General features: G+C 39.1%; 9 protein-coding genes. 5 read left to right on the forward strand and 4 right to left on the reverse strand.

Annotation, left to right across the window (positions count from 1 at the left end):
- The first annotated feature begins 61 nt into the window (after positions 1–61).
- A complete protein-coding gene (locus ACFFAP_RS25725; protein ID WP_375513878.1) occupies positions 62–1,480 on the forward strand; it encodes a potassium channel family protein in 1,419 nt (472 codons plus the stop codon).
- A gap of 127 nt (positions 1,481–1,607) precedes the next feature.
- Here the strand turns inward: ACFFAP_RS25725 and ACFFAP_RS25730 are convergent, their stop codons facing one another.
- A complete protein-coding gene (locus tag ACFFAP_RS25730) occupies positions 1,608–2,285 on the reverse strand; it encodes a WGxxGxxG-CTERM domain-containing protein (RefSeq protein WP_375513879.1) in 678 nt (225 codons plus the stop codon).
- Positions 2,286–4,807: 2,522 nt separating this feature from the next.
- Between ACFFAP_RS25730 and ACFFAP_RS25735 the strand changes: the two genes are divergently transcribed.
- The 3 genes from ACFFAP_RS25735 (at position 4,808) to argJ (ending at position 9,624) form a co-directional block, all read left to right on the forward strand.
- Positions 4,808–6,781 carry a PAS domain S-box protein gene (locus ACFFAP_RS25735; protein ID WP_375513880.1) on the forward strand — a complete coding sequence of 658 codons (1,974 nt, stop codon included), beginning with the start codon at positions 4,808–4,810 and terminating at the stop codon, positions 6,779–6,781.
- A 12-nt stretch (positions 6,782–6,793) separates the two neighbouring features.
- Positions 6,794–8,308 (forward strand): response regulator, encoded by a 1,515-nt coding sequence (locus tag ACFFAP_RS25740; protein WP_375513881.1) that lies wholly within the window; start codon positions 6,794–6,796, stop codon positions 8,306–8,308.
- Positions 8,309–8,460: 152 nt separating this feature from the next.
- Complete coding sequence (gene argJ / locus ACFFAP_RS25745) at positions 8,461–9,624, forward strand: bifunctional glutamate N-acetyltransferase/amino-acid acetyltransferase ArgJ (protein ID WP_375513882.1); 1,164 nt, start codon at positions 8,461–8,463, stop codon at positions 9,622–9,624.
- A gap of 52 nt (positions 9,625–9,676) precedes the next feature.
- Here argJ and ACFFAP_RS25750 read toward each other — a convergent pair whose 3' ends face one another.
- The gene (locus tag ACFFAP_RS25750) at positions 9,677–9,859 is read right to left on the reverse strand and encodes a hypothetical protein (RefSeq protein WP_375513883.1); all 183 of its coding nucleotides are present in this window, start codon (positions 9,857–9,859) and stop codon (positions 9,677–9,679) included.
- A 502-nt stretch (positions 9,860–10,361) separates the two neighbouring features.
- On the opposite strand from ACFFAP_RS25750, the gene ACFFAP_RS25755 reads away from it, so the two are divergent.
- Entirely contained in the window at positions 10,362–11,564 is a 1,203-nt protein-coding gene (locus ACFFAP_RS25755; RefSeq protein WP_375513884.1) for an AAA family ATPase, read from the forward strand.
- 186 nt (positions 11,565–11,750) lie between these two features.
- Here ACFFAP_RS25755 and ACFFAP_RS25760 read toward each other — a convergent pair whose 3' ends face one another.
- Together ACFFAP_RS25760 and ACFFAP_RS25765 are read right to left on the reverse strand one after the other, a co-directional pair.
- Entirely contained in the window at positions 11,751–12,626 is an 876-nt protein-coding gene (locus ACFFAP_RS25760; RefSeq protein WP_375513885.1) for a response regulator, read from the reverse strand.
- A gap of 521 nt (positions 12,627–13,147) precedes the next feature.
- Positions 13,148–15,133 (reverse strand): scytonemin biosynthesis sensor histidine kinase, encoded by a 1,986-nt coding sequence (locus ACFFAP_RS25765; RefSeq protein WP_375513886.1) that lies wholly within the window; start codon positions 15,131–15,133, stop codon positions 13,148–13,150.
- Positions 15,134–15,361 lie beyond the last annotated feature (228 nt).

Genomic DNA, 15,361 nt, shown 5'->3' on the forward strand with positions numbered 1-15,361 from the left:
CGCCCAGATTTAACTGAGAGGTGCGGGGAATAATATCCCCCATCGACTCAAACAAGCAGAAGTGCAGGTAGGAGACACGCTAGTTTACATTGATGTTGCATACGATTTGGCTTTATCTGAGCAACACCGGAAATCTCATAGTCAAAGGTGGCAGCGGCAACAGTTTGTCCAAGGCATCACAGCGAAGAATCTCAAGGACAAAATGGCGCAATTTTGGCAATCTTATTACCAAAGCCAAAATCAAATTCGGCGAATTGCGACAATCTATGCGATTACTGTACTCATCCTGTGGTTTGCTGGAATAGTTCTTTACCGCTTATATTATCCCCACATTACTCTCCAAGAAGCTTTTTATGCGACAGGAGTTTTGCTCTTGGGAGGATACGGAGATTTATTTGGCGGTGTTGAGTTTTCATCGCAATCAGAACCTTCAGATCAGATGCCTTGGTGGTTGCGCTTGTTTAGCTTGGGACTCACGTTAACAGGTCAAGCTTTCGTGGGAGTATTATACGCACTGCTGACTGATGCTCTTGTCACTTCAAGATTTCAGTTTTTCAATTCCCATCCTCCAATACCACAAGGCAACCATGTGGTGATTATTGGCTTAAATCGCTTGGGACAGAGAGTGGCTGCTCTTTTGCAAGAACTCAACCAGCCGTTAGTAGGAATTCATAGTACCACTCTCGACCAAAACACTTTACCAGATATGCCCCTTATTGTTGGCAATGCTACCGAAGCACTCGCTAAGGCGAATCTCTCCCGTGCTAAAAGCATCGTTTTAGTTGGGGACGATAATATGGAAAATCTGGAAATTGGTTTGATGGCTCATGCAATAAACCCCGCCACTAGCTTGATTATCCGCTCTCAAGATCGCCATTTTAGTGATAATATTGCCCCTCTATTTCCCTATGCCCAAGTTTTGTGTGGCGCGGCTTTATCGGCAGAAGTCTTTGCTTGTGCTGCCTTTGGAGAAAATGTTCTGAGCTTGTTTCACTTGAGCGAGCAAATAGTCATGGTGACGGAATACAAAATTGAAGATGGCGATACTCTCAATGGGTTGCTTTTATCTGAAATAGCCTATGGGTACAGTGTTGTACCGATTCTCTACCAGAAATATAGCCGAGACAATTACTCCTTGATGCCCTGGTATGATGTTAAGCTTTATGCTGGCGATCGCTTGATTGTTTTAGCCACAAGCAGTAGTTTGCAGCGAATTGAATGGGGTGAAATGCTGCCTCGCCTTTGGCAAGTGCAGATTGAAAAAGCTCTAACTACAAATGCTATTATGTATGGCGCCCAAGAAATAGTCTTGATTACGGGATGTACTCCCCTTACTGCTAGGCAATGGATGAATAATTTGCCTGGAGTATTGCCGATACCACTTTATAAACATCAAGCTCAACGCCTTGTGCGTGAGTTAACAAAAATACAAGTTTTGGCAAATGTAATCTTCATTGGGCAAGACAATAGCTCGACTTGAGCGAACTGGGTGTCATTGTAAGGGCGCAATATCAATATATTGTGCCCCTACATATATGGTCTAACCACTGTAATAGCCTAAAGTTGAAACAAACGACAGCTTTACGGCTCCTACAGTGTAGTGAATTCTATTTAGAACGAGTGCCTGTTACTTCATCAGGATCGTTATAAGCCCGGACTTTTTCGCGATTACGAGCAAAACCTGCTAAACCAGCTAGACCAAGTAAACCTAGCCAACCCCAATCGAAACCGCGATCGCTAGTTCTTTCGGAAGCTACAACACCTGTATTCCTATTAGTACCTGTAGAATCACTACCTGTAGTGCCAGTGCCTGTTGTATCACTACCTGTTGTGCCAGTGCCTGTTGTATCACTACCTGTTGTGCCAGTGCCTGTAGTACCAGTGCCTGTAGTTCCAGTGCCTGTTGTATCACTACCTGTTGTATCACTACCTGTTGTGCCAGTGCCTGTAGTTCCAGTGCCTGTAGTTCCAGTGCCTGTAGTTCCAGTGCCTATACCACCACCTGTAGTTCCAGTACCTGTAGTTCCAGTACCTGTACCACTTGTACCACTACCTGTAGTTCCAGTGCCTGTAGTTCCAGTGCCTGTACCACTACCTGTAGTGCCAGTACCTGTACCACTTGTACCACTACCTGAGCTACTGCCAGCACTAGAGCCTCCGCTACCGGAGCCTCCGCTACCGGAGCCTCCGCTTTGGGCATAAACAGAAGCAGGTAAGGACAAAGAAGCGAAACTGATGGCAAAGACAGTAGCCAAAACAGCTTTAGATAAATTAAACGGCTTCATAGTTATGGTTCCTTTTATTTTCTAGATTTCTGTGGTTGATTGATTTTTAAAACCGATATTGTCTAGTCGATCCACTGCTAAATTAGGGAAATTTTTAGAAGACAGATTGAGGAGTCTTTAACCTAGTTTCTTTAAGAAATTTGAAAGCATTTTAAGCTCCCAGAACAACTTACTATTCGTCAGGTTCAAACTACTTCTTAATCAGTAATTACTAATTTATGATATAATTCCGAACCTAGAAGGAAAGTCTGCTTGTTCACAATGACAATTAATAATCTTTATTTTTAATAAAATTATATTTACTTGCTCCTATTTTTTAATTACTTATTGTGAATGATTTTTTCATTCCTAATTAAGAATACCTGTTAGTTTTTTTTCTGGCTTCTACCATAAGAGTAAAATCAATTCTATCGCAGGAATTAATTTGGGGTTAAGCTTACTTTCTGACCGTGAAGATAATAAAATATTTTGGAGCTTGCAATTAAACAAGCAGGCTTCAAAATAAGCACAATCTTCATACTGCTAATTTTGCCCTGGATTGGCACATCCACACAGAGGGTTGACAAAACATTCAGAAGTATCTTTATGTGACCGGGATTTTTTGGATACAAAGTATAAAGCTGCTTATTGTAAACAAAAAACAAAATCTTTAACCATAAAATTTGGTAATAATCATAATGAATCTAACGATTTTTTAGTTACTTATTTAGATGCATTAACTAAGTAGGCAAGAATAAATCAAACTATGTTACGCAATAATGTAGAACTAATTAAAGTGGCTCGTTATAACGGCTAAAGCCATACATAGAAAACATGACGTGTAGCTTGCTTCTCCGACAGGGTACACTACAAACCTTTTAATTATTCACATCGGACAACTTAATAAGTACAAGCGATCGCTAAGTTAAACAGGATTTTGACCTGAATAAATTTAATTACTTTATTTACATTAATTTTTGTTAGTTCGGTAGAGATAAACTAGAAATTGTCAGCAGCCAGATGTTGCTAACATTTGACACTACATTTATAACACTCTGCAATTATATTTCACCTGATAACTTATAACTTCATACTCCAGGTGTGTCTTACATTAGACTTAAGGAATATTTTTATTGTCAGTTAGTTTTTTATGGCAATTCTCATTTTAATGGCTACTGGGTAGAGACATGGTAATGCTCATTGGTGTCAACAAAAGCCTAGAAATAGCTTAACTGTTGGCTTCCTTACCCGCCTGAAACTAAAGTTCAAGGCTACAAGCTTTAGTCTACTCAAGTAGACTAAAGATTTTTGGCTATATTTAGTCATCAAGAGATAACTTTCGCTATAAGAGAGGAACTTCAGTTCCTTGTGGGACATAGCTTTTACGTTAAGTTGACACCAATGAGCAATGCTGTGTCCTTACGAATATCTGTGTTTATCTGTGGTTAATTATTTTTTTTGACCTTACCTATGTAGGAACTGCTATATCTAATTTGACTTAATGACTGATACAAATTTTTTTCCATCTCCTTCTCTACTGGCTATTAGCACGAACATTAAACTAAAATGGTATTCCCAAAGATATATTCAGAATGTACTGGCGTTTAGTTATCATCCATTTGGTATATCAGGAAACTTCTTTGACCAGATAACCATCTACCATCTTCCAGATGAATTATGCGATCTGCAATATCTGAAATTGGCGTTGTCGTGAGTCACCAGAAATAAAAAGGTACAAGCCCACTTCGGCTACGCTCAGTGCATCGCCTAAATTTATTTGTGGTTACTGAGCGACTTGTACTGAGCATCTCGACTTACTTCGACTACGCTCAGTACAAGTGGCTCGATGGAACCGTAGTCGAAGTAAGTCGAAAGGAGCCAAAGTATGGGCTTGGTAAATTTTTGAATGAGTGAATGCGTGAATGCGTGACTTCCCCGAACGCGAATTTATCTCCAAGAGTTGGGGCTGACCATTATTGGACTTTGGACAAATGAAAAGTGTTATTGACAGGCCCCCAAGAGAAGGAAATTCGTCAGCCTACCACTAAGTCAAAAGCACATATCACCGTATGGTGTGAGTCACAGGTAACCAAAATTTTATAATTTTTACGTGGTATAAAGATATGAATTTGAAGGCTATTAAACCGAAAATATACTTAAAAATTCAGTAATAGTTATTTTAGATAAGCGAAATATTACTGTGATTTCGTGAAGGCATTTATATATATAAAGAGTTCATTTCAGAGAATCTACGGTAACAAAAAGCAAAGCGATCGCGGTACTTTTATTTCAATAAACCTTACATTATCAGCTTAAAAAACTCAGAAAGGATGACAGATACAGGATGTAGAAGCCCCAACTGCTATTCTTTACTAGCATTAGGCTAGTACGGGAAAGCTCTGACAAACGCCGAACGTGTTCTGCTTTAGAGTATCAGAAGCCACTCTTTAGGCGTCTGTGCGTCTACAGAGGTTTTAAGCTACAAAACCTCTTCCTTCACACTTCGGGCTTTGGTGAAGACTTGTGCAGTGTATTAGATTTTGATGATGGAATTTTTAAATAATTTTTTCTCTACTAGCCAGTTTATTCCTCACGGACATTGCTACCTCTGGAAACCAGGATTGGTTTGGTTGCATCTGGTTTCAGATGTGTTAACTGGACTTGCTTATTATTCAATTCCAGTGATGTTGGTTTATTTTGTCTGTAAACGGCGAGATATGCCTTTTGGCTGGATGTTCCTAATGTCTGGCACATTCATCGTTGCTTATGGCACAACCCATTTAATGGATGTGTGGACGCTTTGGAACCCTACCTATTGGCTATCAGGGTTAATTAAAGGTATCACCGCTTTTGTCTCAGTATTGACAGCCATACAACTTGTGCCATTAATACCCCAGGCACTGGTACCGAGTCCTGCCCAACTAGAGGCTGCAAACTCCCAACTAGCAAAGGAAATTGCTGAACGCATACGGACTGAGGAGGTCTTGAGAGAAAGTGAACAACGTTGGCAATTAGCTTTGCGCGGCAATAATGATGGAATTTGGGACTGGAATGTTAAAACCAATGAAGTGTTCTTCTCGGTTCGCTGGAAGGAAATGCTCGGTTACGAAGACGAGGAAATTTTTAACTGTTTAGATGAATGCCTGATACGAGTGCATCCTGATGATCTTGACTGCGTGATACAAACAGTTCAAGACCATTTTGATCATAAAACACCGTTTTACACTATCGAGTATCGATTTTTATGTAAAGATGGCACTTACAAATGGATTTTAGATCGAGGTCAGGCATTGTGGGATGATGATGGTAACGTAGTGCGGATGGTCGGCTCACATACTGACATCACTGAGCGCAAGCAAGCAGAGGAGCTACTAAGTAGCTTACTGAACCAACTAGAAAGCAAGGTTGAGCTACGGACAGCAGAGCTAACAAGAATTAATCAATCACTACAGGCAGAAATTACTGAGCGCCAGCGAATAGAACAAGCATTGCGAGAAAGCGAACAGCAATTCCGTCCTACATTCCATCAAGCTGCTGTTGGCATCGCCCATGTAGCTATAGATGGAAGTTGGTTGTTAGTTAACCAGAGGCTTTGCGATATTGTCGGTTACACACCCGAAGAACTACAGTTGCTAACTTTCCAAGATATTACTCACCCAGATGATCTTAACGCCGACCTGAAATATGTTGACGATATTTTAGCAGATAATATTCAAACTTATTCGATAGAAAAGCGCTATTTATGCAAAGATAGCTCCATAGTTTGGGTTAATCTCACCGTATCTTTAATGCGCGAACCTAGTGGGGAGCCAAAGTATTTTATTTCTGTGGTCGAAGATATTAGCGAACGGCAAGCCGCACTGCGCGATCGCCAGCAGTGGGAGGAGCAAATTCAAGCATCACTCTTAGAAAAAGAGGTGTTATTAAAAGAAATTTATCATCGGGTCAAAAATAATTTACAGGTGATTTCCAGTCTGTTAAGCTTGCAATCTGCTTATATCAAAGATCAAGATGATTTAGTAATCTTCAAACAAAGCCAACAGCGAATTGCATCAATGGCTTTAGTTCACGAAAAATTGTATCAGTCTCAAGACTTGGCAAAGATTAATTTTGGTGAATATATTCGAGATTTGATAGCAAGTTTATTTAGTGCTTATGAAGTTAACGAAGATGCGATCGCTCTGAAAATAAATATTGATGAGCAAGTATTTCTCGGCTTGGATACAGCAATTCCTTGTAGCTTAATTATCCATGAGCTTGTATCTAATTCTTTAAAATATGCATTTCCAGCAGGTAGAAATGGTACGATTTATATCGAAATTAGCAAAAATACTGAGCATCAGGTTACACTTATAGTTAGTGATGATGGAATTGGTTTACCATCAAATTTCAATTTTAAAAGTATGGCATCTTTAGGCTGGCAATTAGTAGATGCTTTAATCAATCAAATTGCAGGCAATATCGATATCCAAGGTGCTATTGGAGTAGAATGCCAAGTAAAATTTACATTAATATAAAATGACTAAAATATGACAAAGGCAAAAATTTTAGTTGTGGAAGATGAAGCTATTGTTGCCAAAGATTTACAGCATCGACTTATAAAATTCGGTTACACGGTTCCTGCGATCGCTTCTTCAGGAGAAGAAGCAATTAATAAAGCAGTAGAAACATCCCCCGATTTAGTGCTAATGGATATTAAGCTAAAAGGGTCAATGGACGGGATAGAAGCTGCCCAAGAAATCTATAAGCGTTTGGATATTCCAGTAATTTATTTGACTGCTTATGCAGATGAGAACACATTTGAGCGAGCTAAGATAACTGAGCCTTTTGCTTACTTAATCAAACCTTTTAAAGAAAGAGAACTACAAACAAATATTGAAATAACTATGACTAAACATGGTTTAGAAAGGCAATTAAAGGTAAATAAAAAATGGTTAGATGCACTTTTAAAAAGTATCAGCGATGGTGTGATTGCTAGCGATATGCAAGAATTAGTAACTTTCATGAATCCGGTTGCTGAAAATTTAACCGGATGGAAACAGGAAGAAGCTTGTGGCAGAAATTCATCAGAAATATTCAATATTGCTAATGCAGAAACTCATAACTCTATTGAAAGTCCGATCATAAAAGTCCTTCAAGATGGTATTATCGTCAGTCTGCCAGCAGAAACTATTCTGATTACTAAAGACGGTGGAGAAATACCAATTGATGACAGTACCGCACCAATTAAAGACGATCAAGATAATATTACAGGTGCTGTGTTAGTTTTTCGAGATATTACTGAGCGCAAACGAGCGATTGAGGCGCGTAAAAAGCAAATTGAGCAAGAGCAACTTGTGGTGCAATGGGAGGAGATAAATCAACTCAAAAATGACTTTTTGAATTTAGTTTCCCATGAACTGCGATCGCCTCTGAGTAATATAAAGTTAATGATTCAAATGATACAAATATCTCCTGTTACTGAGTCAGCTCAACACTATCTAGAACTGATGGAAGGCGAGTGCGATCGCGAGCTAGGATTAATTAACGATCTACTAGACTTACAACGGCTGGAAAGTTCATCCTATCCAGTTATGACACCTGATTCCTTGCTCTTACAACAGTGGTTACCTTGGGTTATTGAGCCGTTTGAAATCCGTGTTCAAGAACATCAGCAAACTCTACAGCTGAATCTCCCTTCAAATCTCCCCCCGTTGTTCTCAGATGGCATTAGCTTGGAACGAATTTTAGTAGAATTGGTCAATAATGCCTGTAAATACACACCTGCGGGTGGTGAAATTATCCTAAGTGTACGTTCCAATTCCTTGGAAGCGCCTGTAAAAACCATTATTACTATCAGTAATTCAGCAGAAATTTCGGTAACAGAGTTACCACGAATCTTTGATAAATTTTATCGCGTTACCAATGCAGACATTTGGAATCAAGGTGGTTCGGGATTAGGTTTACCTATAGTACAGAAATTAGTCGAACAACTGCAAGGAAATATTCAAGTAGAAAGCGGTAACGGATGGACGACATTTACTGTCACATTAACTGATTTATAGGTTTTTAGCTTCTTTTAAAATTTTATAAAATTTCTCCTACAGATACGTTGCTAGAAGCGCACATATATACGCCCCTACAGCCTATTGATGTGTCGCAAAGATTTTTTTGAAATGGTATGAGATAATTAATCCAAATTATTAAATCCAGAAAAATGTCATTAACTATATCTTCCACACCTCAGGGTTTTAGTGCATTTATTACTAATTTGGGAATCCGAGATACAACTGATGATTTTGTATTTATTAAATCATCCGTTCCTTGTGTTGCTGATGGAGTCTTTACTCAAAGTCTTTTTGCCGGGCCAAGCGTTACTATTAGCCGCGATCATTTAAAAGATTCACAAGCACAAGGAATTCTCGTTATATCTAAGAATGCAAATGTAGCTAATGGTTCTGTTGGCATCGCTGACGCCCAAGAAGTTCTGCAATTAGTTGCAACTGAAACTGGAATTGCTGCACATAATATTGTGATAGCTTCTACAGGTGTAATTGGCAGACGTTACCCGATTGAAAAAATCCGGGCAGGTTTATTAGGATTGGGGAAAAACTTGACTGCTGCTGATTTTGATGCGGCAGCCCGTGGTATTATGACCACCGATACAGTACCGAAACTAGCGACACGGCAAATAGGCAATGCCAAGCTGGTAGGAATTGCCAAAGGTGTTGGCATGATTGAGCCTAATATGGCTACCCTTTTAACTTTCTTTTTTACTGACGCGGCAATTTCTGCAAATAGCCTTCGTTCTGTTTTTCGCTCTACTATAGATAAAACTTTTAACTGCCTGAGTGTAGACACTGACACTTCTACTAGTGACTCCGCCGTGATTCTAGCTAATGGTTTAGCAGGTGAAGTTTCAGTTGCAGATTTTGCCAGTGCATTGCAAGAAGTTGCACAAGAATTGGTGCTGAAAATTGCCAGAGATGCAGAAGGTGCTACCAAAATTATTGAGGTGACTGTAGATTCAGCAATTAACTATGCACAAGCTAAAACAGTAGCCAAAGCAATTGTGAATTCACCATTAGTAAAAACCGCCGTCTATGGAGCAGATCCGAATTGGGGACGAGTTGCTATGGCTATAGGCAAATGTGAAAATGAACAGCAGATAAATCCAGAAAGAGTTGTTATTAGTTTTGATAACGTGAAAGTTTATCCTAATAGCTTAACTGATGAAAATCTGGAACAGTTGCGGCAAATTATGTCCAAAGATAAAGTAGATATCCATGTTAGCCTCAATATTGGCGAAGCCTCTGCAACTGTATGGGGTTGCGATCTTTCAGAGGGTTATATAGAAATTAATGGCAAATATTCAACTTGATTAACAAGAAAAGATGTGAAATTTTGCGTCTCTACATAGGTTGATGCTACGGTTAATCGGAATCCCACCCTGCCAGCAGTTTTGTCAGGTGTGTTATGCCGTAGGCTAATGCACTATCCCAGATTTTCGGTGCGTTATGGACATTAGCCCTAACGCACCCTACCAGATTCAAGCCTGGATGAGGTTTTCCTACTTGTGTGGGTAGCCCAGCCAGCAATGAAAGAAACTTTGGCATCAGTCAAAAGTGCGGTTATGTGTTTTATCTTACGGGTAATTCCACGGTGATGATATTAGTCTTCATCTAGAGATGGATAAATGGAGCATCCCACTTTTGTAAAATCTAACAATCTTCCGTCATTGCCAGGAGGGACGACGAAGCAATCGCAATGGCTGGGATTGCTTCGTCGTTCCTCCTCTCTACGAGACGCACTCGCGTTCGCAATGACATGTTAAATTTTATTATTTTATCGAATAATAAAAACTGAGATGCACCCTGGATAAATGGCGCAGGTACATTAAGAACTAATTGCTTTGTCAAAAAAGTTGACGCAAGTCGTTAAATGTAATATAATATGTTACATAAATAATGAGTTAAATTAAAAAAACTTCCTAGCCAGTGCAGCACGGTGAAAATAAAATTCCCATTTGTACGCAATTAGTTAATATTACGAGAAAACTTTTTCAAAATATCATACTTAACCTAAAATAACTCGATTAACGCTGCATAACTAATAAATATGGATTTTGACTATTTTAGAAGTAATGAAGGCACTCCTACAAATAATACCCGGCAAAGCTTGCTTGCTAGCGGTTGGCGACCCTTTAACCGAGAATTAGACTGGGGGTTTTTGTGGGAATTGTTGTATAGTGACTCCCGCGAATTAACTCAAAAAAGTTTGAATTTAGCGAGTAATCTTGCTGATGTTTTGGGACGAAATAATTATGCTTGGTGGGCTAATTTATTAAATGTTGTATCTGATAATACCCGCTACGAAGTTGAAAAGTTTTGGAATTACATCACGCCAGATCCTCAATCACCAGATCATCGCTACAAAGATGTTTTGAGTACGGAAACGCCCATCGTTCAATTCGTTAGTCGTAGTAGCATTCCCATTGATTATGTTCTTAATCGACTGCAAGAAATTACTGTACTGCGAGTTTTAGGAGTGTTGGGTAATCCCGACATTATTACCCAGTATTACTCAGAAAGAGATTTTTATTTTCCTATAGATAAATTTGTTAGCTGGGAACGCTTAGACGTGATCAATACTGTTTATGCTTACTGGGCGAAGCATGACGTTTGGTTGCAAATTGATCCCTACGATCGCGGGCGACGACAATATACTTTAATGGCGAAAAATCTCGCGCCACTAATTAACAAAGCGACTTACGACTTAGCAGTGATGCTGAGTGGATATCAAAGTCGTGTAGGCAAGGTTCACAGTCAATTTTCCATTCGCACATTTCCAGCAGATATCCAAAACTTTACTGATTCTGTACAACAAGCGATTCTGAATCAAAACCAGTTAGCGGTTGTTGTACATGGGCAACCAGGTACTGGTAAAACAGTTTGGACACAGGCAGTAGCAAAAGAAATTCTTGTACCTTTGGGGTATGTAATTTTTATTTTAGATCATGATGCGATCGCTAACTTTGTCCCACCGACTTACATAGAGCGTATCTGTATCGTTATTAACGAAGCTGATAATCTAGCGCAAAATCGTGCTTCTGAGGTAGCCCAATACAATAACAAAACCGAACACATTCTGAGCTTGCTGGATGGCACTTTGTATCAGAGTGTAATTGATGAGTCTGGTATTCAGATGCAGCAACGCTTAGTTGTGTTGATGACTTGTAACACTACTGAAAGATTAGATCCAGCCATGTTACGTAAGGGCAGGGTGGATTTAATCTATGAGTTTACGCAACTATTTATTTGAATTGGGTAACTCGGTAGTCTTCTGAGGATAAGGGAGAATGGGGATGGAAATACTGCCTGAAGCCCTTTTTCCTCTTTTTCCATATTTGGTAGATGCGTAGGCGTAGCCCACCGCAGGCATCGTAAATCCTGTTTCGACGATTCCTTTTTTGCTAACACAACTCTGCTAAATCTGCTTTCAGCACTTTTAGCAGAGTTGTACCTGTTTTTGCGATACAAGCTGATGCTGTTTGCGCCAAGCCTGAGGAGGTAAACCGTGATGTTGGCGAAACTGGCGGGAGAAATGAGACACATCCTGATAGCCCAATGCTTTCGCTATCTTCTCGATTGTCTCATTATTATTTTGGAGCAAAAAACGAGCTCCCGCCATCCTGCGTTTGACAATCCAGCAGTTTACAGTCTCTCCTGTCTGCTTTGCCACTCGGTTAGTTAAGTAAGCGGGTGAGTAACCAACAGCAACAGCCACATCACACAAAGTAATTCCTTGATGATAATGGGCTTCGATAAAGTCGAAAACTTCTTTTAATTGAGGAATGCAGGGAAAGATTGACTTAGAAGGATCTTGATCAGAGACTTCTTCATCAGAGGCTATGGCAACATCTCTAGTGATCGCTGTAGTATTACCCGCAAATACTGATTTTGCAGCTTTCTCGAATTGAATAGTGCACCAGTATTGGAGAGTAGCTTGCTTTTGCAAGCGAGTAGCGATCGCTCTGAGCAATTCGTCTAGTGTAGAGGGTTTGCTAAGATGGTCGTCTGCTCCCAATTCCATAGCTTTGCGAACATCTGCTCTGGTACTACTCCCAGTCAGAAAAATGAAAGGAATAATTGCTGTAACAGGATCTTGGCGTAGCGTAGTTAAAACGCTATAACCATCCATATCAGGCATCGTGATATCGCAAATCACTAAGTCGGGTATATGCTCTTGTGCTTGTTGGATACCAGCAAGACCGTTGGCAGCACCTATCGTATCAAAACCTTTAGCCTCAAGACCCTTTAAATAAAGATTGCGGGTAACGTTATCATCTTCAATGACGAGAATTTTCTTTGACGATTCGGACATAATTTTCTATTACCATAACTTTTTGCAGAAGCTGCTTACGAGACTATTTGGTGAGTATGTAAATAGGCATGAGATTAATTACTTCGTTCCGACAGTTATGATTGTTAAGTTTTCAATTAACAACTATAGGAATCCTATCCAGGATAAGCGCATCTAATTTTGTAGTTCTTGATACAGACAAAAAGCTGAAAACTCTATCTAAATATCAATTTTTCATTCAAAATAGGACGAATTGTCGTAAATGATTGAAAAAACATAGGTCAAATAGCTTTTTATGTTCTTTAACCACATAAAGACTAAAATGTCAATCCCACCTCTTGGCTCCGTGTAGTAAATTTGAACTTATTTGTGCTTTGGGTGAACCCCAAAACTACCGTGTCAATAGGGTTTGAGATGCGCTTACCCTGGAATCCTATCTGATTCTTGAAAAGGATTTTAGATAAAATCCTTAGAAAATGGGCTTTTCAGTCTCAGTATATTTTCAAAAATCAAACCTGAGTCCTATATCTTCATTTCAACACTCATAACTCGGTACTGGTAAACTCTGATTGGATTAATGGCAATATCACAGTAAATGTAGTGCCCACACAAATTTTACTTTCTACAGAAACTTGACCATGATGTAAATCTACAAGGGTTTTAAGAATCGATAGTCCTAGTCCAGTACCAGGTATATGATCAATATTACTACCACGGTAAAATGGCTCAAATATTCGTTGTTGATCTGCTACTGAAATACCGATCCCCATATCTTTGACCTGGAAAATTAATTTTTCATTTTTGCAATATAGTTTCAAATCAATTGCCATCTGGGAGGGAGAATACTTTATTGCATTGTCGAGCAAATTATTCAAAATAGGCTCTAACAATTTTTTATCTATGCAGGCTGTTAATAACTTATCTTCAGTCACAAAATGAATTGGGTTTTGGCTAATTCTCATCTGCATTCGTGTAACTAAATCATTACAAAACTGAACTAACTCAAGCGGTTTTGGAGCAAAATTTATTTTTGCTGATTCTGCCTTAGAGAAGAACAAAATATCATCCAACATCTGGCTAAGTTGTTCGGTAGCTTTTTGAATGTGATCGATTAATGGTTGTATTTTCTTCTGTGTGCGTTTGTCTACTTCTTCTTTAAGTAAGCTATTAGAAAATGAAACAATATTCAGCGGAGTCCGAAATTGATGGCAGACCATAGAAAGAAAACGCGCTCTAAGTTCGCTAAGTTGTTTTGCTTGGTCTAAAGCTTGGTTAAGACCTAATTCTGCATATTTGTAATCGGTAATATCAATGCCTGCAATCATTTCGACTGGTTTTCCACCAAAATCCAGACCTCCGTCCAGCATTGTAACCGCGCAAGCTAGCCAGCGCTCCGTACCGTTTTTTGTCAGAATATTCATCTCTTGATATTCAAAGTTAGTTGCTTCACCCTGCTTACGTACCTGCCTGCGTTTTTTGCTTTTAATCAATCGGCGAAGATCAAAACCTGTTAGCAGTTCCTCTGTTGTGTAACCAGTGAGTTGCTCCACTGCTGGATTTATGTAGCAAAGCCGCGTACCTTGAATCAGAAAAGTACTGGCATCTGTTGTTTCTGCTAAAATCCGAAATCTAGCTGCGTTCAGCCGTAATGCTTCTTCAGTCCGTTTCGATTCAGTAATGTCCCAAATACTCCACACTCTCCCAATAATTTGTTCACCAAGACACTGAGGTTTAGAGTAGTGTGCAAAAACTCTTCCATCTTTCAACTCCAGAATGTCGTAGCTCTCGAAATCCGATTGGCTAGACACTTCCCAAATCAGCCGACTAAAGGCTTGTGGGTCTTTAAGTTGGTTCTCAAAAAAGGCTTTGCATCGAGGACATTTCTTAGATAGTATTAGGGACTCTGGAATCTGCCACATATCTACAAATTTCTGATTCAAGCTCAGAATATCTCCCTCAAAGTTAACTGCAACAATACCAATAGCAGTAGATTCAAGAGTAGAATTAAGTAAAGAAAGAGATGTTTTTAGTTCTATTTCTTTTACCTTTAGTTGAGAAAATTCCTGTTGCAAATTGTCTTTAGCATCTTTTAATTCATTAGTCCACTTTTGCACGCTCAGTTCTACTATTTCATCAGTTTTCTCACGAGCAAAAGCACAGCCAAATTCCATATCTTGGTGTTTGACATAGCTAATAGATATTTCTACCAGAAAAATCCGCCCTCCTTTTGCCCGATAGCGAGATTTAAAGGTAAGGGAACCCTGTGAGTTAATATCTGACCAATTGTGTAGAGAAAAGTCTACGTCTATATCATGCAGCCTCATGGAAAGTAATTCCTCACGGGAATACTCAGTCATCAGGCAAGTAGCATCGTTGACGTAAAGAAACTGTGCATTTGCTCCTAAACAGAAGGCAGCATCTACTGCGTGATTTATTAACAAGTGAGCAAACTTCATTTCTAGTTCTGGTTCTAGCACCCCTTGATTATTTGCTGTAGCTAATGTATAGTCGCCAGAATTCATATTCATACTTCCTCCTGCTAATCAATCAGCACTATAGCCATAAATGAGCTAATAATCATAACTTGCTGAAATCTTTGATGCACTATTAGGCTGCTTACAAATAAAATTAGTTAGTAGATTAACAAATAGAACTAATCACCTTTACAAAAATTATCATACCAGTAAAAAGTGAATTTTATAACTAAAATTTTCTAAAAAAAAACTAAATATTTAAAATTTATTATTGATTTAAAC

Source organism: uncultured Nostoc sp. (assembly GCF_964245575.1).
Lineage (GTDB): Bacteria > Cyanobacteriota > Cyanobacteriia > Cyanobacteriales > Nostocaceae > Nostoc.

Bases quoted from the DNA above. Each gene is read 5' to 3' on its own strand.
- ACFFAP_RS25730 (WP_375513879.1), bottom strand. From the start codon at position 2,285: ATGAAGCCGTTTAATTTATCTAAAGCTGTTTTGGCTACTGTCTTTGCC.
- ACFFAP_RS25735 (WP_375513880.1), top strand. From the start codon at position 4,808: ATGATGGAATTTTTAAATAATTTTTTCTCTACTAGCCAGTTTATTCCT.
- ACFFAP_RS25740 (WP_375513881.1), top strand. From the start codon at position 6,794: ATGACAAAGGCAAAAATTTTAGTTGTGGAAGATGAAGCTATTGTTGCC.
- argJ (WP_375513882.1), top strand. From the start codon at position 8,461: ATGTCATTAACTATATCTTCCACACCTCAGGGTTTTAGTGCATTTATT.
- ACFFAP_RS25750 (WP_375513883.1), bottom strand. From the start codon at position 9,859: ATGCCAAAGTTTCTTTCATTGCTGGCTGGGCTACCCACACAAGTAGGA.
- ACFFAP_RS25755 (WP_375513884.1), top strand. From the start codon at position 10,362: ATGGATTTTGACTATTTTAGAAGTAATGAAGGCACTCCTACAAATAAT.
- ACFFAP_RS25760 (WP_375513885.1), bottom strand. From the start codon at position 12,626: ATGTCCGAATCGTCAAAGAAAATTCTCGTCATTGAAGATGATAACGTT.
- ACFFAP_RS25765 (WP_375513886.1), bottom strand. From the start codon at position 15,133: ATGAATATGAATTCTGGCGACTATACATTAGCTACAGCAAATAATCAA.